At 46.8% G+C, this 26,257-nt stretch carries 20 protein-coding genes; 14 read left to right on the top strand and 6 right to left on the bottom strand.

Features of this window, described 5'->3' with window-relative positions; translation table 11 throughout:
- Positions 1-6 precede the first annotated feature (6 nt).
- The 8 genes from AAHN97_RS13020 to AAHN97_RS12985 all read left to right on the top strand — a co-directional run bounded on the left by AAHN97_RS13020 (position 7) and on the right by AAHN97_RS12985 (position 13,867).
- Complete coding sequence (locus AAHN97_RS13020; RefSeq protein ID WP_343308067.1) at positions 7-1,446, top strand: NADH-quinone oxidoreductase subunit N; 1,440 nt, start codon at positions 7-9, stop codon at positions 1,444-1,446.
- A gap of 74 nt (positions 1,447-1,520) precedes the next feature.
- Positions 1,521-2,123, top strand: a complete 603-nt coding sequence (locus AAHN97_RS13015; protein ID WP_343308066.1) for an RNA polymerase sigma factor — start codon at positions 1,521-1,523, stop codon at positions 2,121-2,123.
- 68 nt (positions 2,124-2,191) lie between these two features.
- The gene (locus tag AAHN97_RS13010) at positions 2,192-3,319 is read left to right on the top strand and encodes a FecR family protein (protein WP_343308065.1); all 1,128 of its coding nucleotides are present in this window, start codon (positions 2,192-2,194) and stop codon (positions 3,317-3,319) included.
- Between the two features lie 136 nt (positions 3,320-3,455).
- Positions 3,456-6,803: a SusC/RagA family TonB-linked outer membrane protein gene (locus AAHN97_RS13005; protein WP_343308064.1), complete on the top strand. Its 3,348-nt coding sequence runs from the start codon at positions 3,456-3,458 to the stop codon at positions 6,801-6,803.
- 10 nt (positions 6,804-6,813) lie between these two features.
- On the top strand, positions 6,814-8,388 hold the full coding sequence (locus tag AAHN97_RS13000; RefSeq protein ID WP_343308063.1) for a RagB/SusD family nutrient uptake outer membrane protein: 1,575 nt from the start codon (positions 6,814-6,816) through the stop codon (positions 8,386-8,388).
- Positions 8,389-8,597: 209 nt separating this feature from the next.
- Complete coding sequence (locus AAHN97_RS12995) at positions 8,598-11,849, top strand: S41 family peptidase (RefSeq protein WP_343308062.1); 3,252 nt, start codon at positions 8,598-8,600, stop codon at positions 11,847-11,849.
- Positions 11,850-12,105: 256 nt separating this feature from the next.
- The gene (locus AAHN97_RS12990) at positions 12,106-13,164 is read left to right on the top strand and encodes a sensor histidine kinase (RefSeq protein WP_343308061.1); all 1,059 of its coding nucleotides are present in this window, start codon (positions 12,106-12,108) and stop codon (positions 13,162-13,164) included.
- Positions 13,151-13,867 carry a LytR/AlgR family response regulator transcription factor gene (locus AAHN97_RS12985; RefSeq protein WP_343308060.1) on the top strand — a complete coding sequence of 239 codons (717 nt, stop codon included), beginning with the start codon at positions 13,151-13,153 and terminating at the stop codon, positions 13,865-13,867. Before AAHN97_RS12990 ends, AAHN97_RS12985 begins: the two co-directional genes overlap by 14 nt.
- Positions 13,868-14,272: 405 nt before the next feature.
- Here AAHN97_RS12985 and AAHN97_RS12980 read toward each other — a convergent pair whose 3' ends face one another.
- Complete coding sequence (locus tag AAHN97_RS12980) at positions 14,273-15,538, bottom strand: aspartate kinase (protein WP_343308059.1); 1,266 nt, start codon at positions 15,536-15,538, stop codon at positions 14,273-14,275.
- Positions 15,539-15,683: 145 nt separating this feature from the next.
- Here AAHN97_RS12980 and fbp point away from each other — a divergent pair, with 145 nt between their 5' ends.
- From fbp to AAHN97_RS12955, 5 genes are all read left to right on the top strand, one after another.
- A complete protein-coding gene (gene fbp / locus AAHN97_RS12975; RefSeq protein ID WP_343308058.1) occupies positions 15,684-16,691 on the top strand; it encodes a class 1 fructose-bisphosphatase in 1,008 nt (335 codons plus the stop codon).
- Between the two features lie 61 nt (positions 16,692-16,752).
- The gene (locus AAHN97_RS12970) at positions 16,753-17,280 is read left to right on the top strand and encodes a CAP domain-containing protein (protein ID WP_343308057.1); all 528 of its coding nucleotides are present in this window, start codon (positions 16,753-16,755) and stop codon (positions 17,278-17,280) included.
- Between the two features lie 77 nt (positions 17,281-17,357).
- The gene (locus tag AAHN97_RS12965) at positions 17,358-18,125 is read left to right on the top strand and encodes an ABC transporter ATP-binding protein (protein WP_343308056.1); all 768 of its coding nucleotides are present in this window, start codon (positions 17,358-17,360) and stop codon (positions 18,123-18,125) included.
- 5 nt (positions 18,126-18,130) lie between these two features.
- The gene (locus tag AAHN97_RS12960; RefSeq protein ID WP_343308055.1) at positions 18,131-18,661 is read left to right on the top strand and encodes a YfiT family bacillithiol transferase; all 531 of its coding nucleotides are present in this window, start codon (positions 18,131-18,133) and stop codon (positions 18,659-18,661) included.
- Between the two features lie 14 nt (positions 18,662-18,675).
- Positions 18,676-19,239 carry an NUDIX hydrolase gene (locus AAHN97_RS12955; protein ID WP_343308054.1) on the top strand — a complete coding sequence of 188 codons (564 nt, stop codon included), beginning with the start codon at positions 18,676-18,678 and terminating at the stop codon, positions 19,237-19,239.
- Between the two features lie 84 nt (positions 19,240-19,323).
- Here AAHN97_RS12955 and AAHN97_RS12950 read toward each other — a convergent pair whose 3' ends face one another.
- From AAHN97_RS12950 to AAHN97_RS12940, 3 genes are all read right to left on the bottom strand, one after another.
- Positions 19,324-20,613 (bottom strand): bifunctional folylpolyglutamate synthase/dihydrofolate synthase, encoded by a 1,290-nt coding sequence (locus AAHN97_RS12950; RefSeq protein WP_343308053.1) that lies wholly within the window; start codon positions 20,611-20,613, stop codon positions 19,324-19,326.
- Positions 20,614-20,621: 8 nt separating this feature from the next.
- Complete coding sequence (locus AAHN97_RS12945) at positions 20,622-22,112, bottom strand: DUF5723 family protein (protein WP_343308052.1); 1,491 nt, start codon at positions 22,110-22,112, stop codon at positions 20,622-20,624.
- Between the two features lie 74 nt (positions 22,113-22,186).
- Complete coding sequence (locus tag AAHN97_RS12940) at positions 22,187-23,074, bottom strand: energy transducer TonB family protein (RefSeq protein WP_343308051.1); 888 nt, start codon at positions 23,072-23,074, stop codon at positions 22,187-22,189.
- A gap of 129 nt (positions 23,075-23,203) precedes the next feature.
- On the opposite strand from AAHN97_RS12940, the gene AAHN97_RS12935 reads away from it, so the two are divergent.
- Positions 23,204-24,430 (top strand): MFS transporter, encoded by a 1,227-nt coding sequence (locus AAHN97_RS12935; RefSeq protein ID WP_343308050.1) that lies wholly within the window; start codon positions 23,204-23,206, stop codon positions 24,428-24,430.
- Here the strand turns inward: AAHN97_RS12935 and AAHN97_RS12930 are convergent.
- Together AAHN97_RS12930 and AAHN97_RS12925 are read right to left on the bottom strand one after the other, a co-directional pair.
- Complete coding sequence (locus AAHN97_RS12930; RefSeq protein ID WP_343308049.1) at positions 24,393-25,688, bottom strand: radical SAM protein; 1,296 nt, start codon at positions 25,686-25,688, stop codon at positions 24,393-24,395. The two genes, AAHN97_RS12935 and AAHN97_RS12930, sit on opposite strands and share 38 nt — an antisense overlap.
- A gap of 1 nt (position 25,689) precedes the next feature.
- Positions 25,690-26,247, bottom strand: a complete 558-nt coding sequence (locus tag AAHN97_RS12925) for a hypothetical protein (RefSeq protein ID WP_343308048.1) — start codon at positions 26,245-26,247, stop codon at positions 25,690-25,692.
- Positions 26,248-26,257 lie beyond the last annotated feature (10 nt).

Raw genomic sequence — 26,257 nt, 5'->3', positions numbered from 1 at the left:
ACAGGTATGTCAACATCAGATCTTTTAAGTTTAATGCCTTTGGTGATCATCAGCGGATCGGCAGTGATAGCCATGTTGCTGGTAGCCATCAAAAGGAATCACCGCATCATGCATGCTTTTTCTGTGTTGGCATTTATGGCGGCCTTATTATCCCTGTTTGTACAACCCTATACCGTTCCTTACATCATTGCCCCCTTATTTGTAGTGGACGCATTCGCATTGTTTAATACCGGCCTGATACTGGTGGCGGGATTGAGTGTGTTATTCCTTTCATTCAAATATTTTGAACAAAGGGAAGAAAGGAAAGAGGAATACTATATTCTGTTACTGCTCGCCACAGTAGGGGGCATGGTGCTGGTGATCAGCCAGCATTTTATTTCTTTGTTCCTTGGCCTGGAAACCATGAGCATCAGCCTCTATGGCCTGATCGCTTACCTGCGTGCACGCGAGCGTTCTGATGAAGCAGGTATCAAATATCTTTTATTAGCTGCACTCTCTTCTGCTTTTCTATTGTTCGGAATGGCATTGGTATATGCTTTCACCGGTACCATGGAATTTGAAGGGATAGGCGCCTATCTTAAGCAGGCCGGAACGGTACCGGTAACAGTAGTGGCTGGTTTTGGCCTGATGATGATAGGGGTTGGTTTTAAACTCGGCATTGTACCTTTTCATATGTGGACGCCGGATATTTACGAAGGCGCGCCATTACCTGTGGCCGCTTACATCGCCACTGTATCCAAAGGCAGCATGCTGGTGTTGCTTATGCGTTTCTACAGGGACATTGATGGCTATGAATACACCATCCTCTGGTGGGTGTTTGCCATCATTGCCATGGCCAGTATGTTCGTAGGCAACTGGCTGGCTTTGTTGCAACAGAATGTAAAACGCTTGCTGGCCTATTCTTCCATCGCACACATGGGGTATATCCTCATTGCTTTCCTGGCCGGGCAACTGGCAGGCCAGGAGGCCGTGATCTTTTACCTGGTGGCTTATGTGATCACCAGCATTGGTGCATTTGGGGTATTAGCCATCTTATCTGATAAAATAAGGGATGCAGAGTTGCTCGATGATTTTTCCGGCCTCTTCTGGCGGCATCCCTGGCTGGCTACTGTGTTTACAGGCATGTTGCTGTCCCTTGCCGGTATTCCGCTTACCGCCGGTTTTATAGGTAAGTTCTATATTATCGCAGCGGGGGTGGATGCAGGTTTATGGCTGCTGCTGATCTTATTGATCGTCAATAGCGTAATAGGATTGTTCTATTATATCCGCATCATTGCCGTCATGTTCCAGCCCCTTACGGAAAATACGCCTACACTTACCCGGCAGGCTTTGCCTTTCTTTGGCGTCTTTGCATTAAGCGCTTTAATGGGATTGTTAATCTGGCTGGGTGTATATCCTTCCACCCTGATAGCCCTGATCAGGGATATGATGTTAACAATGGGCTAGGGAACACAGAACTTTTTGTACATAATATGAAATTATTATTAACTTCATTTTGCAATCAGGTTAATTTTAATTCCATGTTGTCCTTTCCCGCTAACAGTGAGCACATTAATGAAAGTTCCCTTCTGAAAAAGGCTTCGGCAGGGGACAGGATTGCATTTTCCACCCTGTATACGCATTATTTCCCCCGTCTTTACCGTTTCGTTTTTTTCATTAACCAGTCCCGCGAGGATACAGAAGAAATATTGCAGGATGTATTCCTGAAGATCTGGGATAAGAAAGAATCCCTGCTCCGTATCCGTTCTTTTGAGGATTATATCTTCCGGATGGCCAAGAACAAGCTGTTTGACCTGGCGAAAAAGAACAAAGCGAATTCAAAGATGATCCACCGGCTGATGCCCCTGCAAATGGAGGCCGGCAATGACGCTACGGATGAAGTAACCTTTAAGGAGTATCACCGGGTGGCCATGGAAGCCATTACCCATTTACCGGAGCGCAAACGCACCGTTTTCCTCATGAGTGTGGAGGAAGATATGTCGCTTGATGAAATTGCCTCCGAACTGAAAATATCCCGTTCTGCCGTTAAGAAACATCTCTATGCCGCCGTCCGCACCATTAAAGAACAGCTGCGCCTGCATGCTGAATGGACGGTAGGGATAATTATTTTCCTTTTATTTTGAGAGAGGGGTATCCTTTTTTGTGGTTCAGCAGTCTTTATGTTATGAATCGGGAAGAAGTAATATCCTTAATGGAAAAATACGCCGCCGGCCGCCTGTCTGCTGAGGAAGAACAACGCTTCCGGAGCTGGATGGAAGAGGTAAGCCCTGCGGAGTTCCAGTCCCTGCTGGACGAAGCCCCTCATATTCCTGCTGTTTTTAAAGAATGGCATTCTCCTTCTCCTGCATTTATCCAACAGTTGGAACAGCGGCTGGATGAACGTTCCGGTAAAACAAAGATCTTCACGTTTACCCGTATGGTAGCGGCTGCTTCTGTTATAGTGCTGGCAGTGATCGCAGCTGTCTATTTCAATCAAAAAACACCTTTACAGCAGGTAGCACAGCAGCAGCAACAACAACCTGATATCCGCCCCGGCGGGAACAGGGCCACACTGCGGTTGGGAGATGGTACTGTCATAGCGCTGGATAGTGCTAACGAAGGAGAATTAACCCGCCAGGGGAATACCCGGATCATCAAACTCTCCAATGGCCAGTTGGCCTATCATGGCGGAGATGAACATGCTGCCCCGGTTTTCAATACGATCACTACACCTAATGGCGGCCAATACCAGGTTGAATTACCGGATGGCTCAAAAGCCTGGCTGAATGCAGCTTCTTCTTTACGTTTCCCCAGTTACTTTGCAGGAGAGGAGCGGATGGTGGAACTGGAAGGAGAAGGATATTTTGAAGTAGCTGCCAATGCTGCCAAACCTTTCCGTGTAAAGATCAGGGAAGGCGTGGTGGAAGTACTGGGTACCAGTTTCAATATCAATGCTTATGCAGACGAAAGTGCGTCCAGAACAACCCTGTTGCAGGGTGCTGTTAAAGTGCATAAAGGAACGGAGGCCATGCTGCTGAAACCCGGCCAGCAGGCCGTAATCAGCAATGGCACCATCACAAAATTACCGAACGCAGATACAGAACAGGCGATTGCCTGGAAGAATGGTTTCTTTCAGTTCGATGGGATCGGACTTCCGGAGCTGATGCGCCAGGTCTCCCGCTGGTACAACCTGGAAGTGAAGTTTGAAGGAAAGATACCCGAGCGTGAATTTGCCGGTAAGATCTCGCGGGACGTGAATTTGCGGGATGTGCTGAATGCCCTTCAGATCAATGGCGTGAATTTTAAAAGAACAGGAAATATACTCGTAGTAACACCTTAAACCAAAATCAGAAAAGGAACAGACTGCTTAAAATGAAACCGGGAGTGCAGCAACACTCCCGGTGGACTCGTTCAGGCAGGCTCTTAAAAGCGCGTTTAATCACTATTTCTTCACCAAACCTAAACTGAACAAAAGTATGAAACTACTTGCGTATGGCAAAGCCGTACCACGTTATCGGTATTTGCCTGCTAAATTGTTGCTGGTTATGAAATTAACAGCCTTTCTAATGCTCATTGCAGCGCTTCATGTAAGCGCTGCCGGTTTTGCCCAGAAGATCACGCTTTCCCGCAAGAATGCGCCGCTGGGTAAGATCTTTTCAGATATACAGGCAAAGAGTGGCCTTTCTATTTTATACGATAGCAAACTGATCAGGAGCGCAGGGAACAGAGATATCGATGTAAAGGATGCTACCCTGGAAGAGGTGCTGGACAAATGCCTGGAAGGCCTGTCCCTATCCTATGTGATCATGGACAAAATGATAGTGATCAGAACAAAAACATTACCTGCTATACCTGTTCAGCCACCACAAACAGTCAGCGGTGCTATAACAGACGAAAAAGGATTACCGGTGATCGGTGCTACCGTTTACCTGAAAGAGTTGAAGCGGGGAACACTCACGGATGTACAGGGCAAATTCACCCTGCAAAATGTTCCTCCCGGCAAGTACACGCTGAATGTTACATCCATTGGATTTGAAGCCCGGGAAGAAGTTGTTACGGTAGCCGATCAGATGGTTACCGTACAACTCTCCCTTAAAACCAGCATTAACAACCTGAAAGAACTGATCGTAGTAACAGCACTCGGGATCAGGAAAGCTGCCAAGTCTGTTACCTATAACGTGCAGACCATCTCCGGCAGCGAGGTCAACAACGTAAAAGATCCCAGCCTGGTGAACAGCCTCACCGGTAAAATAGCCGGTATGACGGTGAATACAAGTTCCTCTGGTCCCGGTGGCGCCACTAAAGTGGTGATGAGGGGGAATAAATCTATTTACGGTAATAACAATGCCCTGTACGTAGTGGATGGTATTCCTTTGCCAGACCTTTTTACGCAAAAGACCACTTCTACAGATGGCTTCTCCGTACCCGGCGGCAGCGATGGTATTGCCAACATCAACCCGGATGATATTGAAACCGTCACCGCTTTAACAGGTGCATCGGCTGCAGCCTTGTATGGCAGCCAGGCAGCGAATGGTGTGATATTGCTCACCACCAAAAAAGGAAAAGCAGGAAAGACCACCATCAATTATTCTCTCAACGCCAACTTCAGCCGGCCATTACTGTTGCCTGAATTTCAGAACACCTATGGTGCAGACCCTGCCCCGTCTTTCCAGAGCTGGGGTGCTAAAACGGCTGCCAATGCAGATATAAAGGATTTCTTCCAGACAGGGCAGAGCTATACACATGCCATCAATGTATCTACCGGTACAGATCGCAATCAAACTTATTTCTCTGCTGCCGCAGTGAATGCTACCGGTATCATTCCCCATAATACCTTCGACCGTTATAACTTCAGCATCAGGAATACCAGTACATTACTGGAAGATAAACTGAGCCTGGATGTGAATGCACAATACATCAGCCAGCAGCAGGATAATATTCCTGTTCAGGGACAGTACTATAACGCACTGCCAGGCGTTTATCTTTTCCCCCGCTCGCACAACTTCAGCAGCTTTAAGAACTTTGAACAGTACGATCCCAACCGGAACTTTGCCGTGCAGAACTGGCCTTATGGAGATCTTGGCATGATGCTGCAAAACCCCTACTGGGTAGTGAACAGGAATACCAATATGCTAAAGCGCGACAGGCTCATTGCTTCTATAGCCGCTAAATATACCATCAGCCCATCTTTGAGCCTCACCGGCCGCGTGAAGCAGGACAGGGTGAACGATCAGTGGAACGCAAAGAATTACGCATCTACCGTTGCATTCCTGGGTGGCGTGAATGGAAAGTATGATAACTCAAAGTCTTTTGGAAGACAATCATATGCAGACCTGATCTTAACCTGGAACAGGAAGATGAACGACTTTGCCCTGAATGTAAATGGAGGTGCAAGCATACAGGATATACAGGATAATACAACAGGATGGAGCAACGGATACTTATCACAGTTTGCCAACATGTTCACTTTTGCGAACGTAGACTTTACCCGCTTTGCACCATATGACCGCAACGACCGGATGCAGACACAGGCGGCATTTGCCACTGCCCAGCTGGGTTATAAGGAAATGCTGTACCTGGAAGCATCTGCGCGTAATGAATGGTCTTCTGCCTTATCCTTCACACAAAGCAGATCTTATTTCTATCCTTCCGTAGGGCTCACAGGTATCATCAGCGAAATGGCGCAGTTACCACAGGCGATCACTTTCGCCAAGGTAAGAGCAGCCTATAGTGAAGTGGCGAATGCCATTCCTCTTTACATTTCCATGCCTACCATTCCTATTCCCAACGGTGGCGCCATACAGGCTATTCATGCCAAACCTTTCCAGGAAATGAAACCGGAAAGAACAAGTTCCTTTGAAGCCGGTATCGATCTGCGTTTCTTTAATGATCAGTTCAGTGTTAGTGCCACTTATTATAATACCCATACCAAAAATCAGTTCTTCAAGGTAGAGGTTTCACCTTCTGTTGGTTATAATGCCTACTACATTAATGCCGGTAATATACAGAACCAGGGCATTGAAGCGAATGTGGGATACAATGGCAGGATCGGGAATGTGAACTGGACGCCGGCTCTCACTTTTGCACTGAACCGCAACAAGGTAGTGGAGATGCTGGACTACACAGACCCCTTCACCGGGCAGCGCAGAACGCAGGATGAGTTTATTGTGTCTGACTTTGCCGGTTATCGTTTGATCGTAAAGAAAGGTGGTTCTTATGGTGATATCTATGCAAAGGATGTGAAACGGGATGATAAAGGTGCCATCGTGCTGAATGATAAAGGACTTCCTGAAGTAGGAGATTTTATCAAAGTAGGTAATGCCAATCCCCGTTACCTGCTGGGATGGAACAATGGGCTTACTTATAACCGGTTTAACCTGAACTTCCTGGTAGATGCAAGGCTGGGAGGAGAAGTGGTGTCTTCCACGGAAGCTATCATGGATAATTTTGGTGTGTCCAAACGTACAGAAGAAGCGAGGAATAATGGCGGTGTGATGGTGAATGGTACAAAGGTGGATGCAAAAGGATATTATCAGAACCTTACCGGTGCAACTTCCTCTGCGCTGGCATTGTATACTTACAGTGCTACGAATGTGAGACTGAGAGAACTGTCCCTCGGTTACACCATTCCCGCTGCCGCACTCAATAATAAATTACAGAAGATACAATTATCCCTTGTAGCAAGGAATCTTTGGCTGATCTATAAAAAGGCGCCTTATGATCCGGAGATCACGGCATTTACCACTAACCAGTTCCAGGGTTATGATTATTTCGGTATGCCCAGTTTGAGGAACATTGGCGTAAACTTAAAAGTCACCTTTTAATTAAAAGATCATGAAAAAGCAATTATACATAGGGATATTGATCATCGCAGCTATACTGCCGGTATCCTGCACGAAGAACTTTGACCGCTTCAATACCAATCCGAATGAGTTAACGGATTCGTTATTAAAATATGATTATAAATACGTGGGCGCATTTATTCCGGGTATGCTCACAAGCCTGTATAGTACGGTAGACTGGCAATACCAGTTACAACAAAATCTGAATGCTGATCTGTATTCCGGGTTTATGGGTATCCCCACACCCTTCAACAGCGGAAAGAACAATTCCAATTACTTTATGATGGATTGGAATAACTGGCCTTTTAAAGTGGCCTTTGATAATGTAATGAGCGGCTGGAAACTGGTGAAGGACAGGGGAGAGAAAACACGCCCCGATCTCTATGCGGTAGCAACCATTATTAAAGTGGCTTCCATGCACAGAGTAACGGATGTGTTTGGTCCTATTCCTTATTCTAAATTTGGCTCCGGCGGTTTTTCCACGCCGTACGACAGCCAGGAAAGTATTTACAAAGCTTTCTTTGCAGAACTGGACCAGTCCATTCAATCGCTTACCACTTTTGATAAAACCAACCCTGCCGGCAAAGCACAACTAAAACCCTTTGATCTCCTTTTCGGCGGAGAGTATGGGGATTGGATCCGGTTTGCCAATTCACTGAAACTACGCCTTGCCATGCGCATCTCCTTTGTGAATGAAGCATTGGCGAAGCAACATGCAGAAGCCGCCGTGAACAATGAGTACGGTGTGATAACAGATAATAAGAAGAATGCGATGGTCCGTTCAGGCAGTGGCATTGCGGTAAGCAATTCCCTGTATGTGATCAGCCAGGAGTATAACGACATCCGCATGGGTGCATCCATGGAATCTTTCCTGAAAGGATACAATGATCCGCGGCTGAGTGTTTACTTCCGTGCAAGTGGTATGCCGGGCGCAGGATTCCGCGGGATCCGTAATGGTATTGATATAAAAGCTAAACCGGATTATGAGAAGTTCTCTGCATTGAACATAGAAAGGAATACCCCTATCCGTGTGCTGGCTGCATCTGAAACTTACTTCCTGCGTGCAGAAGGTGCCGTAAGAGGCTGGAATATGAAAGGAGATGCAAAGGCTTTGTATGAAGAAGGTATCCGTACTTCCTTTGCACAATACGACCTGGGTGATGCCGGTACTTACCTGAATGATGCTGCAAGCAAACCTGCGGCGTATACGGATCCGGTGAATGCATTGAACAATGTGGCAGCGAATGCGCCTTATCTCAGCACTATCACTATACGTTGGCAGGAAGGGGATAATTTTGAAACAAAGCTGGAGCGCATCATCACACAGAAGTGGATCAGCCTTTATCCTGATGGTGAAGAAGCATGGGCAGAGTTCAGGAGAACAGGTTATCCTAAATTATTTCCTGTAGTGGTAAATTATAGCGGAGGAAGTATTCCCGGTTTTATCAATCGTTTACCATTCCCCCCGGATGAATATAAAAATAACAAAGATGAAGTTACAAAAGCAGCCACTTTATTGAATGGACCAGATAATGGAGGCACCCGCCTATGGTGGGGCAGACCCTGAATTATGCTTATGAAACCCCTGGAAGGCCGGATATTTATCCGGCCTCTTTTTTATAGCAGTCATAAAATACTTCTGCTTGCTCCGGGCCTTTCATTTCTTTTTTATGCCGCCTGTCAATTTATTGGCTGGCAAAATGCATTTAGCTAAGGATTTTGCTATATTTTGCGACATTGCCCATTGCAGTACAACAAAATATACCCACAACGCTTATGATGCATAACATAATCGGCCTGTCCATCGGTGCTTTCCTCGCCCTTGGCCCTATAACCACACAGGCACAGTCTGAGACAAAATTGCTGAGGAACCCAGCAGTCAGTGAAAAGCACATTGCTTTCATGTATGCCGGCGATATCTGGATCGCTAACCGGAATGGCTCCAACCCGGTGAGACTAACAGTAAATCCTTCCTTTAAACAGGACCCTTACTTTTCTCCGGATGGCAAATGGATTGCCTTTACCGGTAACTACGATGGGAATAACGATGTATACGTTATCTCTGTGGATGGCGGTGATCCCCGCCGTATCACCTGGCATCCTTTCCGCGATGCGGTGAGAGGCTGGGTAGACAATGAGCATATCCTGTATGCTTCCGGCGCTGAATCTCCTACCGGCAGAACCAGCCAGTTATATACAGTGAGTACCAAGGGAGGGCTTGCTGCCGTACATGCTAAAATACCTGAAGCAACGCAGGGCGCAGTTTCTCCTGACGGTAAGTTCACTGCTTATATCAAGAACCCCGATCCTACGGAAGGTGGCGCTACATACCGCCCTTTCAAGAGATACCGTGGCGGATATATGCCTAAGATCTGGATCTTCAATCATGCCAACAACCAGATAGAAGAGATTCCTGCTGCTAATTCCAATAACGTGCGCCCGGTATGGGTAGGAAAGAGCGTGTACTTCCTCAGTGACCGTAATCATACCATGAACATCTTCCGGTACGATACGGATTCCAAACAGGTAACGCAGGTCACAAAATATAACAATGAGGATGTAAAGACTCTCACTACAGACGGTAAAACACTGGCCTTTGAACAAGGCGCCACCATTCACCTGCTGGATGCTGCATCCGGCAAAGTAACCGATGTGGCCGTGAGCATCCGCACAGACCTTCCTTATAAACGTCCACACTTAGAAAAGATAACAAACTTTGAACGGGTGAATATTTCGCCTACCGGCATGCGTTTGTTAGTACAGGGCAGGGGAGAGATCTTCTCTGTACCAAAAGAAAAAGGGGATGTGCGCAATATCTCTAATTCACCCGGTAGCCATGAAAGAGAGCCTGCCTGGTCTCCTGATGGCAAATGGATCTCTTATATTTCTGATATAGATGGTAATTACAAATTGATACTGCGTGATCAGAAAGCATTGGATAAACCCGTTGAAATTGAACTGGGTAAAACCGTTTATTATTTCGGCCTCACCTGGAGCCCTGATAGCAAAAAGATCTTCTACAGCGATGCGCATTTCAATCTCTATTATATAGATGTGCAAAGTAAAAAGATCGTACACATAGATACGAATGGCAATGCCTCCATTCCAAGCGGTAGTTCGAATGTATTTGCACCTGCCTGGTCGCCTGATTCCAAATGGATCACCTATCTCAAAACAAGTGCGAATGGTTATGATGCCGTGTACCTGTATAGCCTTGAATCAGGTAAGTCAACACCGGTTACAGATGGCATGAGTGATGCAGGTAATCCTACCTTCAGTGCAGACGGAAAATATATTTTCTTCCCTGCCAGTACCAATTCCGGCATGGGGCTCAGCGGCCTGCATATGCAAACATACGACCGGAATTCCACCAGCAATGTGTATGCCGTGCTCTTAGCTAAAAATACGCCTACCATCTTCACACCGGAAAGCGATGAAGAAACAGTAAAGGAAGAAAAGAAAGATACTGCCAAAACAGCCGCCGCTAAACCTGCTGATAAAAAAGAAGAGGTTGCACAGATTGATCTGGATGGTATTCAGAACCGGATCATTGCATTACCCCTGGGCAGTGGCCAGTACAGGGGTTTGAACGGCAGGGTGAAAGATAAACTGTTCTTTATTTCCGGCGACGAAGTGCGTTACTACGATCTGAAAGAACGCAAAAGCGAAACCTTTACAAAAGGAAATGGCTTCATCATTAGTGCTGATGGTAAGAAGATGTTGCTGGCGGCGAATAACGGCTATCATATTGTGAGTACAGACCGTAAACCATCTGCCGGAGAAGGAAAGGTAGATGTTTCCGCAGTGAGCATGATGGTGGACCCTGTAGCAGAATGGAAACAGGTTTTTGATGAAGTATATAAAATAGAGAAAGACTTCTTCTATGTAAAGAATATGCACGGGGTAGACTGGGATGCGAATAAAAAACGTTATGCTGCACTGCTGCCCTATGTTAGCCATCGTTCAGACCTCAACTACCTGTTGAATGAAATGATGAGTGAAATGGTGGTAGGGCATAACTATGTAGGCGCAGGTGATATGCCTGGTGGTCCTGTAGTGCCTACCGGTTTATTGGGTGCAGATTTTGAGATCAGCGAAAATAAATACCGCATTAAAAAGATCTACAGCACACTTTCCTGGAATCCTGAGCTGAAAGCTCCACTGGCAGTTCCCGGCCTGAACGTGAAAGAAGGAGAATACATCCTTTCCGTAAATGGCCGCCCGCTGGATGGAGATATCAGTATCTACAGCCTGCTGGAAAATACCGTGAACCGCCAGGTGGTATTAAAAGTGAACGATAAACCTTCCGAAGCTGGTGCCAGGGAGATCATCGTAGAACCGGTGGATGCAGGCAAAGAATCTGAATTACGCAAGATGGACTGGATCGAAGGCAACCGTAAAAAGGTAGATAAACTGAGCAATGGCCAGATCGCTTATGTATATATGTTGAACACCGGGGCGGAAGGGTATACTTTCTTCAACCGTTATTATTTTGCGCAGACAGATAAACATGCTTTACTGCTCGATGAACGCTTCAATGGCGGTGGTTCCGTAGCAGATTACGTAGTAGACTTATTAGACAGGAAAATACTCAGCTACTGGGGTGTAAGGGATGGCAGAAGCTTTACTACACCAGGTAACGGTATCTATGGCCCTAAGGCCATGCTGATCAATGAGTATGCAGGTTCCGGCGGAGATATGATGCCCTGGATGTTCCGCCAGAAACAATTGGGTAAACTGATCGGTAAACGTACCATGGGTATCCTGGTGGGTATCAGCGGATATCCTACTTTGATAGATGGCGGTTTTGTTACTTCTCCGAGTTTCGGGATCTATGATACAAAAGGTAATTGGATCATTGAAAACGAAGGTACCACTGCTGATATTGATGTGGAACAAACGCCTGCTGATGTGATCGCAGGGCGTGATCCGCAGTTGGAAAGAGGGGTACAGGTATTGCTGGAAGAGTTGAAAGCGAATCCTTATAAGCCAGTGCCCAAGCCGGCAGACCCGGTGAGGATAAAATAGTTTTACAGGCGAATGGGCTGAACATTTGTTCAGCCCATTTTCTTATATTTGGGTATACCTTCCCATAGTAATAATACTATTTTCACGTTTCTTCACATAGGCCTTGCAAAGGTCTCTCAAAGGTCTCTCAAAGCTTTATCTCAGGTCAGCCTTTTTAGTTAATATAGTACCATTAAGCATGCTGTATGGCCAAAGGAAACCTCCCTTCAAAGGTTTTTAACGGCGTTCACCTCTTTTTTAACGATTTTTGAAACCAATGAAGAGAGTACTGTTACATGTATTGTTTTGGGTAGCCTATACCCTGCAGGATGCACTTATGGAATATACCTGGACGGCTTCATCACTACCAGGTATCACAGAAAAAGCCCGCTTCCTCATGGCAACACATGCTGCAGTAGCTGCCACTTTACCTAAGCTGATCCTGACTTACTTTATATTGTACGCCGCTATCCCACAGATATTAAAAGGTACCCGGCATATAGCCTGGGTAGTGCTGCAAACAGCTCTGATGTTATGCATTACGCTTGCACTATACAGGATGGTCTTCAATTATTACATCTTCCCTGTTATTTATGATAATGTCATTAAAACAGCGCCACTGTTTAAGCTGAGCCGTCTTTTGCTGGGGGTGATGGATATGGGGTTTGTGAGTGCCACGGCAGTAGCTTTTAAGCTCATCAGGATGCAGCTCTCTGCCAAGGAAAGGGAAAAGAACCTGGTGAAAGAAAAGCTGGAAACAGAATTGAAGTACCTGCGCAATCAAACCAATCCGCATTTCCTTTTCAATACACTGAATAACATTTATGCACTGGCCCGGAAGAAGTCGGACCTCACACCGGAGATCGTAATGAAACTCTCCAAATTACTGCGGTTTATGTTGTATGAATCCGGTAAAGGGCGCATTACCCTTGCGGAGGAAATGAAGATGATGGATGATTACCTGGAACTGGAGAAGATACGGTATAACAACCGCCTCAATATTGTATTTAAGAAAGATATCGATAATGAATTGTATCCTGTATCTCCGCTTTTGTTACTGCCTTTCGTGGAAAACGCCTTTAAACACGGTGTGAGTGAAACCCGTTTCGATTCCTATATTCATATGGAGATCCGTTTGCACCAGGGTTTGCTTACATTTATTATAGAGAACAATAAGGAAAATGAATCGCAGGGCAGTAAGGACAAGATAGGGCTGGAAAATGTAAGGCGGCAGCTGGAACTGATGTACAAGGAGCATCAGTTGCTGGTGTTCAATGAACCGGCTGTATTTAAAGTAGTGCTTACCATTAACCTGGACAGTCATGCAAAAATTTAATTGCATCATAGTAGAAGATGAACCGCTGGCTGCAGAAGTGCTCAGCGATTATATCCGGCAGGTACCTTTCCTGCAGCTGAAAGGTGTTTGCATGGATGCCATCTATGCCATGGAGGTATTACAGGGAGAGCATATAGACCTCATATTCCTCGATATTCACCTGCCTAAGCTCAAAGGGCTTGCTTTCATTAAAGCGCTGAAAAACCCGCCTCAGATCATCATTACATCCGCTTACCAGGAGTATGCGCTGGAAGGGTATGAGCTGAATGTAGTGGATTACCTGTTAAAACCTATTGAATTCAGCCGCTTTTTGATGGCAGTGAATAAAGTGCGGCAGCAGGCTGTACAACCGCTTGTAATGCACTTGCCGGCCAGCGGCCCTGTGGAAAGAGCATACCTGTTCTTTAATGTAAGTAAGAAGAAAGTGAAAGTATACCTGGATGAAATATTGTACATAGAAAGCCTGAAGGAATATATTGGCATCACTACACGTCAGAAGACCATCCTCACCAAGTTTCAGCTGGGTGAAATAGAAGACCTGCTGGCGAAGAATAATTTCCTGCGGATCCACCGGTCTTTCATTGTTGCGAAAGATAAGATAGATGCCTTTACCGCTACGGATATTGAGATAAATGGCAAACCCATCCCTATCGGAAGAAGTTATAAAGAACTGGTACTCCGCATCCTGGATAAGACCCCGTAGTTTCCTCCCTATCAATAACACACATCTCCCCATGAATGCTGCAATACTGTAGCAAACCGGTATCAATTGGCGGGAAAGCACTTCCCATAGAATAAGCAAACGATGTAAGCAGTTACACGATAAATTTATGGGCAGGATTAAATTATGCTTATGAGGTAGTAATACTTACCATGGAGCGTTACGGCGAGGCATGTGGATGACACCAAAAGGGTGCCTTGTCTGTAGCGCTCCTTTTATGCTTTTTCGTTAAACAGTGAACCATTTAACCATTAGGACCTTTCCGGTAAGGGATACGCAATGGAAGTTGGCGTGATGATGCTCAGAGAGGAGTATTTTTTCCATAAGTCGTTGAAAATTATGTTCGCGCTATTCCCCCTTTCATTTGTGTGTCCCCTGCCGGTGAGGTTATTTCATGATCAATTGTACGGTACTGTCTGAACGTTGCTCCAGCAATATCTTCCGGCCTTTTGTTAACTCTTCCAGCAGCCCGTTCTTGAAATGCCTTACTGTTAATAGCTCCAGCCCTTCATTATAAGAGATCTTGAAGCCGCCATGTAATGCTTTGATGAGTAATTCTATCTTTTCCGGGTTATTGTCTATACAGCAGCTGAAACTGATAGCAGCATTCTGCGTAAGATTGATCTTTACTTTTTTGTCATGGAAGATCTCGTAGATATCGCTGATCTTATCCTCGGTGATAAAATCATATGCGCGGGAAGTGATGGTGATCAATACCTGGTTCTTCTTAAGGATGATCAGCGGAGGCAGTTTGCGGCCGTCTGCATCCCCTTTGATCACAGTGCCGGGGAGGTCCTTATCCAGGAAGCATTTAACGTATAATGGAATTTGTTTGTTCTGTAAAGGTTTGATGGTTTTCGGGTGGATCACCTGCGCGCCATAATAGGCCATTTCAATCACTTCATTGAACCCTATCTCCGGGATATTCACCGTGTTGGGAAAGAGTTTAGGGTCTGCATTCTTCAGGCCTTCTACATCCTTCCAGATGGTCTGGCTTTCTGCGTTCAGGAGGTTGGCGAAAACGGCGGCGGAGTAATCGCTGCCTTCCCGGCCAAGGGTAACGCTTTCGTTCTGATCTGTACTGCCAATGAAGCCCTGTGCTATCACAATGTCCACCGCATTGAAAACAGGCAACACCTTCTCATTCACCTGTCGCTGCGTTACCTCCCAGTCGATATTCGCGTCGCGGAAGTTATCATCCGTACGGAATACATCCCTTACATCCAGCCATACATTGGTGATCCCAACCTGGTTGAAGTAAGCGCTCACGATGGCGGTGCTTAGCAATTCGCCGAGGCCTACCAGCTGATCGTAGTAGTAATCATAGTTACGCAGTGGTTTTTCTCCTAATGTCCATTCCGCTTCTGTGAAGAACTGCTGCAGCTGGGTGAAGAGGGGATGCTCCTTAGTGCCAAGAAGGTTCTCTGCCACCTGCAGGTGATGTTGTTCTATGTTATAGAGCAGCTGGGAGGCTATCTCACGTTTACGCATGTAGAAATTCTTCGCTACATTTTCCAGCTCATTGGTTGTTTTACCCATAGCTGATATAACGATGAGCAGTTTATCTTCCGGGTAAGCCTGGATGATCTTGCCTACCTGTTGTATGCGCTCAATAGTTTCTAAACTTGCGCCGCCAAATTTGAAAACCTTCATAAGGAGAATCCTGTTCTGTTAAAAAATTGTTTGGCAAAGTACGGCAACTTTAGAATTGTTTAAAAATCTGTTTCCCAAAAAATGACAGTTTGCTAAATATTCGTACCGTTTAGCTTAATTTAGCGCACCCAAACCTAACACGTATATGAAAATGAACCAACGGGTGATGACCCTGGACGAATTTACCATTCAGGAATTGCGGAACTACCCTGGCGCAACCGGACAGCTTTCCGGGCTCCTGCGGGACATAGGGCTGGCCGCTAAACGTGTGAACGTTGAAGTGAACAAGGCCGGTATCGCAGATATCCTGGGAGAAGCGGGCAGAACCAATGTGCAGGGCGAGTCTGTTAAAAAGCTGGATGAATTTGCCAATGACCAGCTGATCAGCTCCCTCCAGACCAGCATATACTGCTGTGGTGTGGCTTCTGAAGAGAATGAAGAGTTCATTTCCTTTGATGATGAGTTCTCCAGGAACTCCAAATACGTGGTGTTAATGGATCCGCTCGATGGTTCCGGTAATATAGACGTGAATGTTTCCATCGGTACCATATTTTCTGTTTACCGCCGCTTAACCCCCAATGGCAGCTCCTGTGAGCTGGAGGACTTCCTGCAGCCCGGCAGCCAGCAGATAGCGGCAGGTTACATCATTTACGGTTCTTCTACCATGCTGGTATATGCTACCCGCAGAAGTGTACAGGGCTTTACGCTGGACCCCAGCATAGGCGAATTCTGCCTCTCTCACCCCAATATGAAGGTGCCGGACGAAAGTGATATCTTTTCCATTAACGTGGGCTACTATCACCTGTACGAGAAAAAGGTACAGAAGGCCATCGATCATTTTATGGCAAAAGATGCTACGGAAAAGGTCTACCGCCACCGTTTCATTGGCTGCATGGTGTCTGAAATACACCGTACACTGGTACAGGGAGGTATTTTTATGTACCCCGCCTTTGGTAAATATGCGCAGGGGCGTTTACGGCTCTGTTATGAATGTAATCCCATGTCATTTCTGATGGAAAAGGCCGGTGGGCTCGCGTTTTCAGATGGAAATCAGCGCTTACTGGATATCAAACCTACAGAACTGCATCAGCGTATACCCATCTTTATCGGATCTAAAAAGCTCATAGAAGAAGTGCTCCCCATCATCCGTTAAACTTTTGGCGCGATATTGGATCAAACAATTTTCTCTATTAATTAATCGTTTATAGAAAACTATGTTGAACCAGCACTTTTTTAAGGTCCTTTTTTTAGCTGTAGCCGTGATTGTTGCCACACAGGCAAGCGCTTGCAGCAAGTCAGTTTCCGGCAATACTTCTTCCGCCAGTTCAGTAAGGAATAGCGGTGATGAAGAACAAGACATCCTGTTCTATGTGAACAAATTTCGCAAATCGAAAGGTCTGGCCCCTTTATCCCTCAATGAAACACTGAGCGTGGAAGCCCGCAGCCACAGTAAATCGATGGCTAACGGCCGCACCGGTTTCGGGCATGATGGCTTTGAACGGCGTATAGACGACATTTCTAAAAAGCTGGGCCGTGTAAGCGCCGCTGCTGAGAATGTTGCTTACGGGAATTTAAGCGCGGAAGCAGTTGTGGATGGCTGGATCAAAAGTCCCGGCCACCGGAAGAACATGCTGGGCAATTTTAACCTGATAGGTATAGGCACAGCAAAAGGTAAAGGAAATATCGTTTACTTTACACAGATCTTCATCAACAAACCCGCCGATAGAACGGCATCCAAATAACAGCTTACTAACTATTTATTCAGGCAGAAGAGACGCATGTAATTGCGTCTCTTCGCTTTTTATAGTAAATTGGCGGCATGGAAAAACGCAAGATCATCGAGGTGAGGGACCTGGTAAAACAGTATGGCGACTTCACCGCCGTGAAGGGGATCAGTTTTGATGTGTATGAGAACGAAGTGTTCGGCCTGCTGGGCCCCAATGGCGCCGGGAAGTCCACCACCCTGGAGATCATTGAAACCCTCCGGCAGAAAACTTCCGGAACCGTGATGGTAGATGGCTATAACCTGGATGAAGACCCCGAAGCGATCAAGAAGATCATTGGCGTACAGTTACAGACCGCAGGTTACTACCCCGGCCTCAATCTTGTAGAACTGATAGAGATGTTTGGCGGATTGTATAACAAAAAGGTGGAACCCCGCGCTTTACTGAAGGAGTTTAACCTGGAGGACAAGGCCGGCGCTAAATTCAAATCCCTCTCCGGTGGCCAGAAACAACGCTTTTCCATTGCTACCACCCTGATCAATAAACCCCGTATCATATTCCTGGACGAGCCCACTACCGGGCTGGACCCGCAGGCCCGCCGTAATCTCTGGACGCTGATCCAGCAGGTACGTGCCCAGGGCACTACGGTAGTGATCACCACACACTATATGGACGAAGCAGAGTTCCTCTGCGACCGTTGCGCTATTGTAGACAGTGGTGAGATCATTGCACTGGATTCCCCGGATGCTTTGATCGATCAATTGGTAGCAGGTGGTTTTGAAAGGAAGAAAGAAGTGAAGCAGGCGAACCTGGAAGATGTGTTCATTCATCTCACAGGTAAAGATCTCCGCGAAAACTCATAAGATATATGGAAGATTTACGCTTTCCCATCGGCCCCTTTGTTGCACCTGCTATGGTGAATGCAGAGATGCGCAAAAGACTGATCAACGATATCCGTTACCTGCCCTCGCTGCTGGAAATAGCGGTGCAAACACTGGATGCCCATCAGCTGCAAACCCCTTACCGCCCCGGTGGCTGGACGGTTGCACAGGTTGTGCATCATGTGGCAGATTCACATATGAACGGTTTTACGCGGGTAAAGCTGGCACTCACAGAAGATAATCCTACCATCAAACCATACGACCAGGAAGCCTGGGCGGAACTGGCAGATGTGCAGTATACACCCATCAACGTGTCCATCACTTTACTGCATGCATTACACGCACGCTGGGTGGCCGTGCTGGAACATCTGGAGGCAAAAGACTGGGACCGTACTTTCTTTCATCCCGGTAACAATGCTTCTTACGATCTTTCAACGCATTTAGCCAATTATTCCTGGCACGGTTTACATCATCTTGCTCACATTGAGCGCCTGAAAGAACGCGAAGGCTGGAAGTAGTTAATTTGAATTATATGGAATGGAAATTATTATCATCAGAATACCTGCATAAAGAACCATGGCTGACCTTACGGAGAGACAGATGTGCTTTGGCAGATGGCAGGGTCGTTGACCCATATTATGTACTGGAGTATCCGGACTGGGCCAATGGCATGGCTGTAACAGAAGATAACAAAGTGATCCTGGTCCGGCAATACCGCCATGCTATCGGTAAGGTACTGCTGGAAATACCCGGTGGTGTGATAGACACAACAGATGCTTCACCTGAAATAGCCATGAAGCGCGAGCTGCTGGAAGAAACAGGTTACGCTTTTTCGGAAATATACAACCTTGGCGCTGTAGCGCCCAATCCTTCCACGAGTACGAACCTCACGCATATGTTCCTGGCATTGGGCGGAAAAAAAGTACAGGAGCAGCAGTTAGATGATAATGAAGAGATTGAAGTGATACTGGCAGATGTAGCAGAAGTGGAACAGATGCTGAAAGATCACCAGTTCCTGCAAAGCCTGCATGTGTCCTGCCTGTTCTATGGCCTGCAGAAGTACAGGGAGCTTAAAGCTGCGGTGCTGCCGAAATAAAGGCTGCTTATAGTTGCGGCGCAGTCAGGATAAATACATGCCTGCCGGTACAGATAGCTTACAGCCACCGCGCAATAAAGCAACTTAAAGCGGCACCTCTCCCACAATAAACACACTGCCGCATACCAGTACCATATCATCCTGTGCAGCTTGTTCCTGCGCAGCTTTATAGGCTGCAGGAACATCAGCATAGGCATTGCCTTGTAAACCTACGGCATGTGCTATCTGTATGAGGTCTGTTTCCTGCATGGCACGGGGGATCTGGGCTTTGGTAAAATAATAAATGGCATCAGCAGGCAGTTGTTTTAATGCTGCCTCCACATCTTTATCTTTTACAAATCCTATCACTATGTGCAGGCGTTTGTAGGACACTAAGGTCAGTTGTTCCAGTATAGCCCTGATGCCGGCTTCATTATGGCCAACATCCAATACGGTATAAGGATGTTCTTTCACTACTTCCCATCTGCCTCCCAGCCCTGTGAGCTGTTTAACGTTGGATAAAGCAGTAGTGAGGTCTGCGGTGCTGATCTTCCAGCCAGCCTGCTGCAATATTTGTACGGCACTGAGTACACCTAATATATTCTTTTCCTGGTAATGGCCGGGAAGGTCTAATACCAGGGGATAGGATGTTTTATTTAAAACATCTTCTACTGTGATCTTTAAAAGCGTTGCGGAAGATTCATGTGCTGTGATGCGCCAATCCTGGTCTGCAAAGCGGATAGGCGAATGGCGGAGATCTGCTGTTTCTTTAAACACCTGCACTACTTCTTCCTGCGTTTCACTGATCACTACGGGAACATCCGGTTTGATGATACCTGCTTTTTCAGCAGCGATCAAAGGCAGGGTGTCACCCAGTATGTTCATATGATCATAACTGATATTGGTGATCAGGGAGAGAATAGGAGTGATGATGTTGGTACTGTCCAAACGGCCGCCCAGCCCGGTTTCTATAATAGCAATGTCCACCTGCTGCTGTGCAAAATATTCAAAGGCCATGGCCACCGTTACTTCAAAGAAAGAAGGCTGAATGGTATCCATTGATGACCGCATGCGCTGTACAAACTGTATCACATCTTCTTCCGGTATCATCACACCATTTACGCGGATGCGTTCCCGGAAATCATGGAGGTGGGGGGAGGTGTACAGGCCCGTTTTATATCCGGCCTGTTGAAAGATGGCACTGAGCATGTGGCTGGTAGAGCCTTTGCCATTGGTGCCTGCTATATGTACGGATGGGAATTTTGTTTCAGGATGATCCAGTATACCGCATAACTCGCGGATATTGAGCAGGTCGTTCTTCAATGCGGAAGCGCCCACTTTACTGAACATGGGTAACTGACCGTACAGGTAATCGATGGTTTGCTGATAGTTCATATGCCTTGCTATGGTACACTGGGACAACCAAGGTTGTTCTTCCGTTTACGGAAGATGCCTCCGCCGCCTTTATCCCAGCTGCCCCTGTTGAAGCGGATGGGAATTATGCGCAAAGCTACGAATACATCCGCATGATTCACGGTGCTGCGTGCAAGGTTTGAAAACAAACTGGCGGAGCCTATCACCAATGGGCCGGCACGTAATCCGAACCCTGCATCCGCCTGCCCGTAACGGTTTACGGAAAATGGCAGGTATACACCCAGGTGTTGCGTTTCATAACGGGGTGTTACCAGTAATTGCGTCAGCGCATTCGTTTTATGATCATCCTTCTTGCCGCCCAATAAACCGATTGTAGCGCTGGCGCTTACAAAAAAGCGGCCATCGATATTATAATCTCCCATAAGGTTCAGGGAGGTGGGGAGGTTCATGTAAAATTTATCACCTGCATCCGAGTCCACATGCGCGAACTGTGTGCTCATGCGCCTGGCGTATTGGGAAATGCTTTCACCTTTCCTTTTTTCCAGCAGGTGGGCATCATAATCCTGCACCCGCATATCCAGGTTGGCTGCGTAAAGAGATTTGGTGTAGCTGATGCCGCCAATATCCACAATGGAAACGCCTATCCTGGCTTTCCATGTATCTGCATCAGGGTTCCAGGTATCATCTTCAAAATAACTGCCAAAACCATCGGAATCAGGGCGCCATTCATAGATCACACCAATGTCCGCACCAATGCCGGGGTTTTGAAATGGGCTATAGAGTGTGCCGAAACTGCCATCCCAGGCATCCATCTCAGCATTGTATGCGTAATTCAGTTTTCCGCTGTTGATATCTACCCTGCTTCTGCTTTCAAAAACGAAAGCGGCGTCACGGCCTACAGCGTATCCTGCTGCCTGACCGCCCAGGTATTTTAAGGTGATACCGCCCTTCCAGCGGTGATCGCCTACATCTTTAAACACTTTCGCGTAGGTAAAGCCGAATTCGTTCCATGCCTGGCCATAAAAGCCGCCATATTCATCCGCTATTGTACGGTTGTACATACGGGGATTGGGGTAATTCAGGCTGAAGAAATTGGCTGTGGAGGTTTGTATATTCCCGCCGTTGAAGGAAGCGCGCACCCGCCAGGTGAAAGCAATAGACTGGCGCTCATTGATGGCATAGAGGGCGGAGGGCATCATAATGTCCACACTGCCCCAGGCATGTTGCTGATTTTTGGATAGTGTATCCGGGAACCAGTCCACAAACCTTTTCAGGGAGTCGCCGGAAAGGAGGGAGGCTTTGTTGAATTTAATGTAAGTGTTGCCTGCTTTGGCGTCCGCGCCAACAATGTTCACATCCCAGCGGTACCTGCTGCCGGCAGCGCTGGCAGGGTTGAACGGAACGGCATGTATACCGGCATATTGACTGGTATGATAACCAGGGAATGTCTGCGCCTGTAAAGAGGCCGCAGTTAATAGTCCCGCTATCAGCAGTAACAAACTGTATCGGTGTTGCACCATAGATTAATCCTAGGAATGATAAATAAATAATAACGGGAAACTGCACGGAATATTCTGTACGGCCTGTTATCTTATTATTGAGCTTTGAAATAAAAACGGATAGGACCGAATTGTTCTTCCGGTGCATCCGGGCTGGCATTGTACTTCAGACGTTTTGCGGCATCAATGGCGATACGGATCGCCTGTGGGTTGTTGATGGTAGAATTCCTTATGGTATAGGTTGCATTGGTCACATTTCCATCCCGATCAACTTTGATGTTTACTGCTACATAGCCCGTTTCGTTCCCATCCCAGCTAACGGCAGGGCGGTTCACAAGGCTTCTGCCCCTCATGTTGAAATCAGATGCGCCTCTTCCTGCACCAGGTGTTCCGGTATAACCGGTGGCATTAGGATCACCACCAATTACGCCACGGTCTCCCGGTCGGCCTGTATTACCTTCTCCTGTTGAATTGTTGCTGCCATTGGCGCCGTTACCACTATTGGCACTATTGGAAGTACCGCCGGTGAATACCGCTTTAGGCTTTGGTTTCGGTGCAGGAGGGGTAGGGGCAGGTGGTTGTACGGCTTTGGGTTTAGGCGCTTTTTCCGGTTTTATATCTAAAGTTTTGGCAATCTCTTTTGGTTTAGGAGCAGGTTTAACAGGTTTGGCCACTTCCGGCGCCTCTTCTTCATTCTGTGTGGCTAATTCTTCTGTATTTCCTTCCGATTTGTCCGGTGCAGGTGAGTTTTGCGGAGCAGATGGCACCGGCTGGCTGGCAGCAGGCGGATTAGGGTTGAGGGGCTGTTCATCCCCCATACCGTCATCAGATGTACCCAGGTTCACTTCCATGCCCATATCCTGATCAGGCAATGGAGGAGGCGCGGAAAAGCCGATCAGGAACAACGCTACTAACAATAACGCATGTACTCCAATGGTTATACCCAGTGCTTTAAGATTCTTTCCTTGTTTTTGATCTGCCATCTTGTTCCAAAGTTAATATTTTTTTGTTACGGGTTATTCTTTATCCATCAGTGATAATATGTTAAATCTTATTGATCACTTTACATTTGGTAGTTGATAGATGGATGTTTAGCTTCGATTCCATAAATTATGTTCAACCAAACGTTATCGCTCTACAAAAGTGCCTATGGTGGTATCTCAAAACCCATATGGTGGCTGGCATCTGTGCTGCTGATCAATCGTAGCGGCACGATGGTGATTCCTTTCTTAACGGTTTACCTCACGTTTGAATTGCATTTTCCCCTCGAACAGGCCGGATTTACCATCACTGTTTACGGTATAGGCGCCATAGCAGGGGCTGTGCTGGGAGGAAAATTATCCGATAAGCTGGGCTTTTATCCGATCCAGTTCTGGAGCCTGATACTCAATGGAGTAATGTTCATTGTACTGGGCCAGATGCGCACTTTTCCGCAGTTTGTAGTCACCATTTTTATCCTGGGCATGGTGGGAGAAGGTTTCAGACCTGCCAACGCTGCGGCCGTAGTGCATTACAGCGATGAATCCAGCAGACTGCGTTCCTATTCCCTGATCCGCCTGGCGGTAAATATGGGTTGGGCGGTAGGCCCTGCAGTAGGTGGTTTGCTGGCCAGTTTCAATTACAATTTATTATTCTGGGCAGATGGCCTTACCTGTATCGCTGCGGCATTATTACTACGTGTTGTACTGAAGCCCGTACATGGCCCTGTGAAAAAAGAAGTGAAGAAGGAAGTTGTGAAAGGCAGTGGTTCTGCTTACCGGGATGGGCGTTATCTTTTCTTTATTATTCTCGTCATGCTGAACGGGGTTTGCCTGTTCCAGATGTTCAATATCGTTCCTGTATTCTTTAAGGAAAAATTCCTCATGTCTGAAGCCATGATAGGGCTGAGTATGTCTGTGAATGGTGTGGCGATTGCACTGTTTGAAATGATACTGGTGTATAAGCTGGAGAATAAGCGGCCGGATGTACTGTACATTGGTTACGGCGTGATCATGATGGGTTTCTCTTATCTGCTGTTTAATATATTTCCGCCTTATGTGTTTGTGGCATTTATTTATTCCCTGTCTTTCACGCTTGCGGAAATGCTCACCATGCCTTTCATGAATAACTTCTGGATCCACCGCAGCCAGGATCATAACCGCGGGGAATATGCAGGCCTGTATACGGTCGCCTATTGCGTATCCACTATTGTAGCGCCTACTTTAGGAGCATACGTGGTACGTCACCTGGGTTATGCGAACTGGTGGTATACGGTGGCAGCTATCTGCGCACTCACATTTTTTGGATTCAGGTTATTGCTGCCTAAGCGTGCGCAAAGTCCATCTCATAATTCCCATTGATCCTTTCGATAGGCGGGTTGAAATAACCAAATTTGAGATCAGGGAATTCTTCCCGGATCAATTCGATCATTTGTTTCATACCCAGGCAATCACCGGTTTCTGTAACACCGATCTTACCCAGGTACCAATCCGGATCAATGTTAAAACTGCGCCACTGGATCATGCTTAATCCTGTTTCGCGGATCAGTTCCCTTAATGCTTCATATTCTTCCACGCTATCCGTCATGCCGGGGAATACAAAGTAATTGATGGAGGCCCAGCCACCGTGTTCACGCACTACTTTAATGCTTTCCACGATGTCTCTGAAAGTGTAGTTATTGGGGCGGTAGTAAGGTGTATAGATATGTTCACGAACAGAGTTCAGGCTTACGCGGATGCTGTTCAGGCCCACTTTGCAAAGTTCCCTTACAGCATTTGGTTTACTGCCGTTCGTATTGATATTGATACTTCCTTTAGAGGTGTGTTTCCTTATTTCAATAATGGATTCGCGGATGGTTTCCCACATCAGCAAAGGTTCTCCTTCACAACCCTGTCCATAACTTACGATAGGGAAAGGTGCTGTTTCAAGATGTGGCACCGTGAACTCCACAATCTCTGCTGCCGTAGGTTTGAACGTAAGCCGGTCCTGCGGGGATACAATGGTCTCATCTTCCGGTTGAAAGGAGATGCAGCCCAGGCAGTTGGCATTACAGGCAGGAGATGTGGGGATAGGGCATTCCCATCTGCCAATGAAATAATTCCTGGCGGCTGGGCAATGATAGGTTAACGCGCAATTATTGGCGAGGTGTTGCACCAGCCTGTTGTGCGGGTATGCTTCCATCATTTGTTCAACACCACTATGCACTTTCTTGTCATCAAATCCCGCTGCTTCCTGGCGGATATCATTTTCTATCCGCATGGCGGGTACATAGAACTTATCATTGTGCCATCCGGCCGCTACATAACAGAATAGTGGCAGGGTAGGAGCATCTGGTGCTGTTTCAAACGCCGCAATGTAAAAGGCAGTATGTGCAGGCGGAATGAATGCAGCTACAGCCCAGCCTTTTTCACAAAGCCGCATATCGCCGGTTTCCACATCTATGCCAATACCACGGCGGCCGGGCAGTTCATACAACTGTCCGCCCTGCGGCAATTCTATCCATTCATCTTCAGGGATAGGCACGGCATCCCAGCCACTGCGGCCTACAACGTAGAGAGACGTATCTTCAAAAATATTTCCCTTTCCGTCTGAATACAATATATATGGCGATACGTTCATGTTATGATTGGATCCGTTTTTCAAAAAAAGCATTCATCTCTGCTGTTTTCAGTGGGGATATTTCATCGAGTACTTCCAACTGCAGGATCTTGTTGTTCTTATAGTCCAGCGTGAGCAGGTCATTCCGCAAAATTACGTTTTTCATTTCGTTCCAGCCGGTCCTGCGGTTGGAAAAGATGCCGGGGAGCGTAATGCCCGTAGTATCCATCTCTATGAAAGAGGGTTGTAATATTTTAAACTCCGCATAACCGATATAGGCCATGCCTAATCCCGCCAGCAGCATGGTGAAGCCCACAATGGGTTGCAGGTGGGAGAGGAAGTATAAACATCCGCTCATGAGGGTAAAGGCCTGCAGCATGCGCATCAGCGAATTTGCTTCACCGAATTTGCGGATGTTCTTCATGATAAAAGGAAAGAAAATGCTGGCCAGCCCCATGATCACAAAAAGTGCCGCAATCAGCCAGTTGGGATCGGCCATTTTATAGATGCCGATCACATTGAAAAGGAAAAGGATACCCGCCATGCCATGCATTACCGGCTGCAAACGCAGTCGTGTCATAGCATTGGGA

Source organism: Chitinophaga niabensis, assembly GCF_039545795.1.
Lineage (GTDB): Bacteria > Bacteroidota > Bacteroidia > Chitinophagales > Chitinophagaceae > Chitinophaga > Chitinophaga niabensis_B.
The sequence above is the reverse complement of the archived record's forward strand: the minus strand, read 5'-3'. Positions and strand labels throughout refer to the sequence as shown.

What these genes read in the sequence shown, in the direction of transcription:
- fbp (WP_343308058.1), top strand. Translation starts at nt 15,684, where the DNA reads ATGAAAATGAACCAACGGGTGATGACCCTGGACGAATTTACCATTCAG.
- AAHN97_RS12965 (WP_343308056.1), top strand. Translation starts at nt 17,358, where the DNA reads ATGGAAAAACGCAAGATCATCGAGGTGAGGGACCTGGTAAAACAGTAT.
- AAHN97_RS12950 (WP_343308053.1), bottom strand. Translation starts at nt 20,613, where the DNA reads ATGAACTATCAGCAAACCATCGATTACCTGTACGGTCAGTTACCCATG.
- AAHN97_RS12945 (WP_343308052.1), bottom strand. Translation starts at nt 22,112, where the DNA reads ATGGTGCAACACCGATACAGTTTGTTACTGCTGATAGCGGGACTATTA.
- AAHN97_RS13015 (WP_343308066.1), top strand. Translation starts at nt 1,521, where the DNA reads ATGTTGTCCTTTCCCGCTAACAGTGAGCACATTAATGAAAGTTCCCTT.
- AAHN97_RS12970 (WP_343308057.1), top strand. Translation starts at nt 16,753, where the DNA reads ATGTTGAACCAGCACTTTTTTAAGGTCCTTTTTTTAGCTGTAGCCGTG.
- AAHN97_RS13020 (WP_343308067.1), top strand. Translation starts at nt 7, where the DNA reads ATGTCAACATCAGATCTTTTAAGTTTAATGCCTTTGGTGATCATCAGC.
- AAHN97_RS12990 (WP_343308061.1), top strand. Translation starts at nt 12,106, where the DNA reads ATGAAGAGAGTACTGTTACATGTATTGTTTTGGGTAGCCTATACCCTG.
- AAHN97_RS12940 (WP_343308051.1), bottom strand. Translation starts at nt 23,074, where the DNA reads ATGGCAGATCAAAAACAAGGAAAGAATCTTAAAGCACTGGGTATAACC.
- AAHN97_RS12980 (WP_343308059.1), bottom strand. Translation starts at nt 15,538, where the DNA reads ATGAAGGTTTTCAAATTTGGCGGCGCAAGTTTAGAAACTATTGAGCGC.
- AAHN97_RS12995 (WP_343308062.1), top strand. Translation starts at nt 8,598, where the DNA reads ATGATGCATAACATAATCGGCCTGTCCATCGGTGCTTTCCTCGCCCTT.
- AAHN97_RS12960 (WP_343308055.1), top strand. Translation starts at nt 18,131, where the DNA reads ATGGAAGATTTACGCTTTCCCATCGGCCCCTTTGTTGCACCTGCTATG.
- AAHN97_RS13010 (WP_343308065.1), top strand. Translation starts at nt 2,192, where the DNA reads ATGGAAAAATACGCCGCCGGCCGCCTGTCTGCTGAGGAAGAACAACGC.
- AAHN97_RS13005 (WP_343308064.1), top strand. Translation starts at nt 3,456, where the DNA reads ATGAAACTACTTGCGTATGGCAAAGCCGTACCACGTTATCGGTATTTG.
- AAHN97_RS12925 (WP_343308048.1), bottom strand. Translation starts at nt 26,247, where the DNA reads ATGACACGACTGCGTTTGCAGCCGGTAATGCATGGCATGGCGGGTATC.
- AAHN97_RS12935 (WP_343308050.1), top strand. Translation starts at nt 23,204, where the DNA reads ATGTTCAACCAAACGTTATCGCTCTACAAAAGTGCCTATGGTGGTATC.
- AAHN97_RS13000 (WP_343308063.1), top strand. Translation starts at nt 6,814, where the DNA reads ATGAAAAAGCAATTATACATAGGGATATTGATCATCGCAGCTATACTG.
- AAHN97_RS12985 (WP_343308060.1), top strand. Translation starts at nt 13,151, where the DNA reads ATGCAAAAATTTAATTGCATCATAGTAGAAGATGAACCGCTGGCTGCA.
- AAHN97_RS12930 (WP_343308049.1), bottom strand. Translation starts at nt 25,688, where the DNA reads ATGAACGTATCGCCATATATATTGTATTCAGACGGAAAGGGAAATATT.
- AAHN97_RS12955 (WP_343308054.1), top strand. Translation starts at nt 18,676, where the DNA reads ATGGAATGGAAATTATTATCATCAGAATACCTGCATAAAGAACCATGG.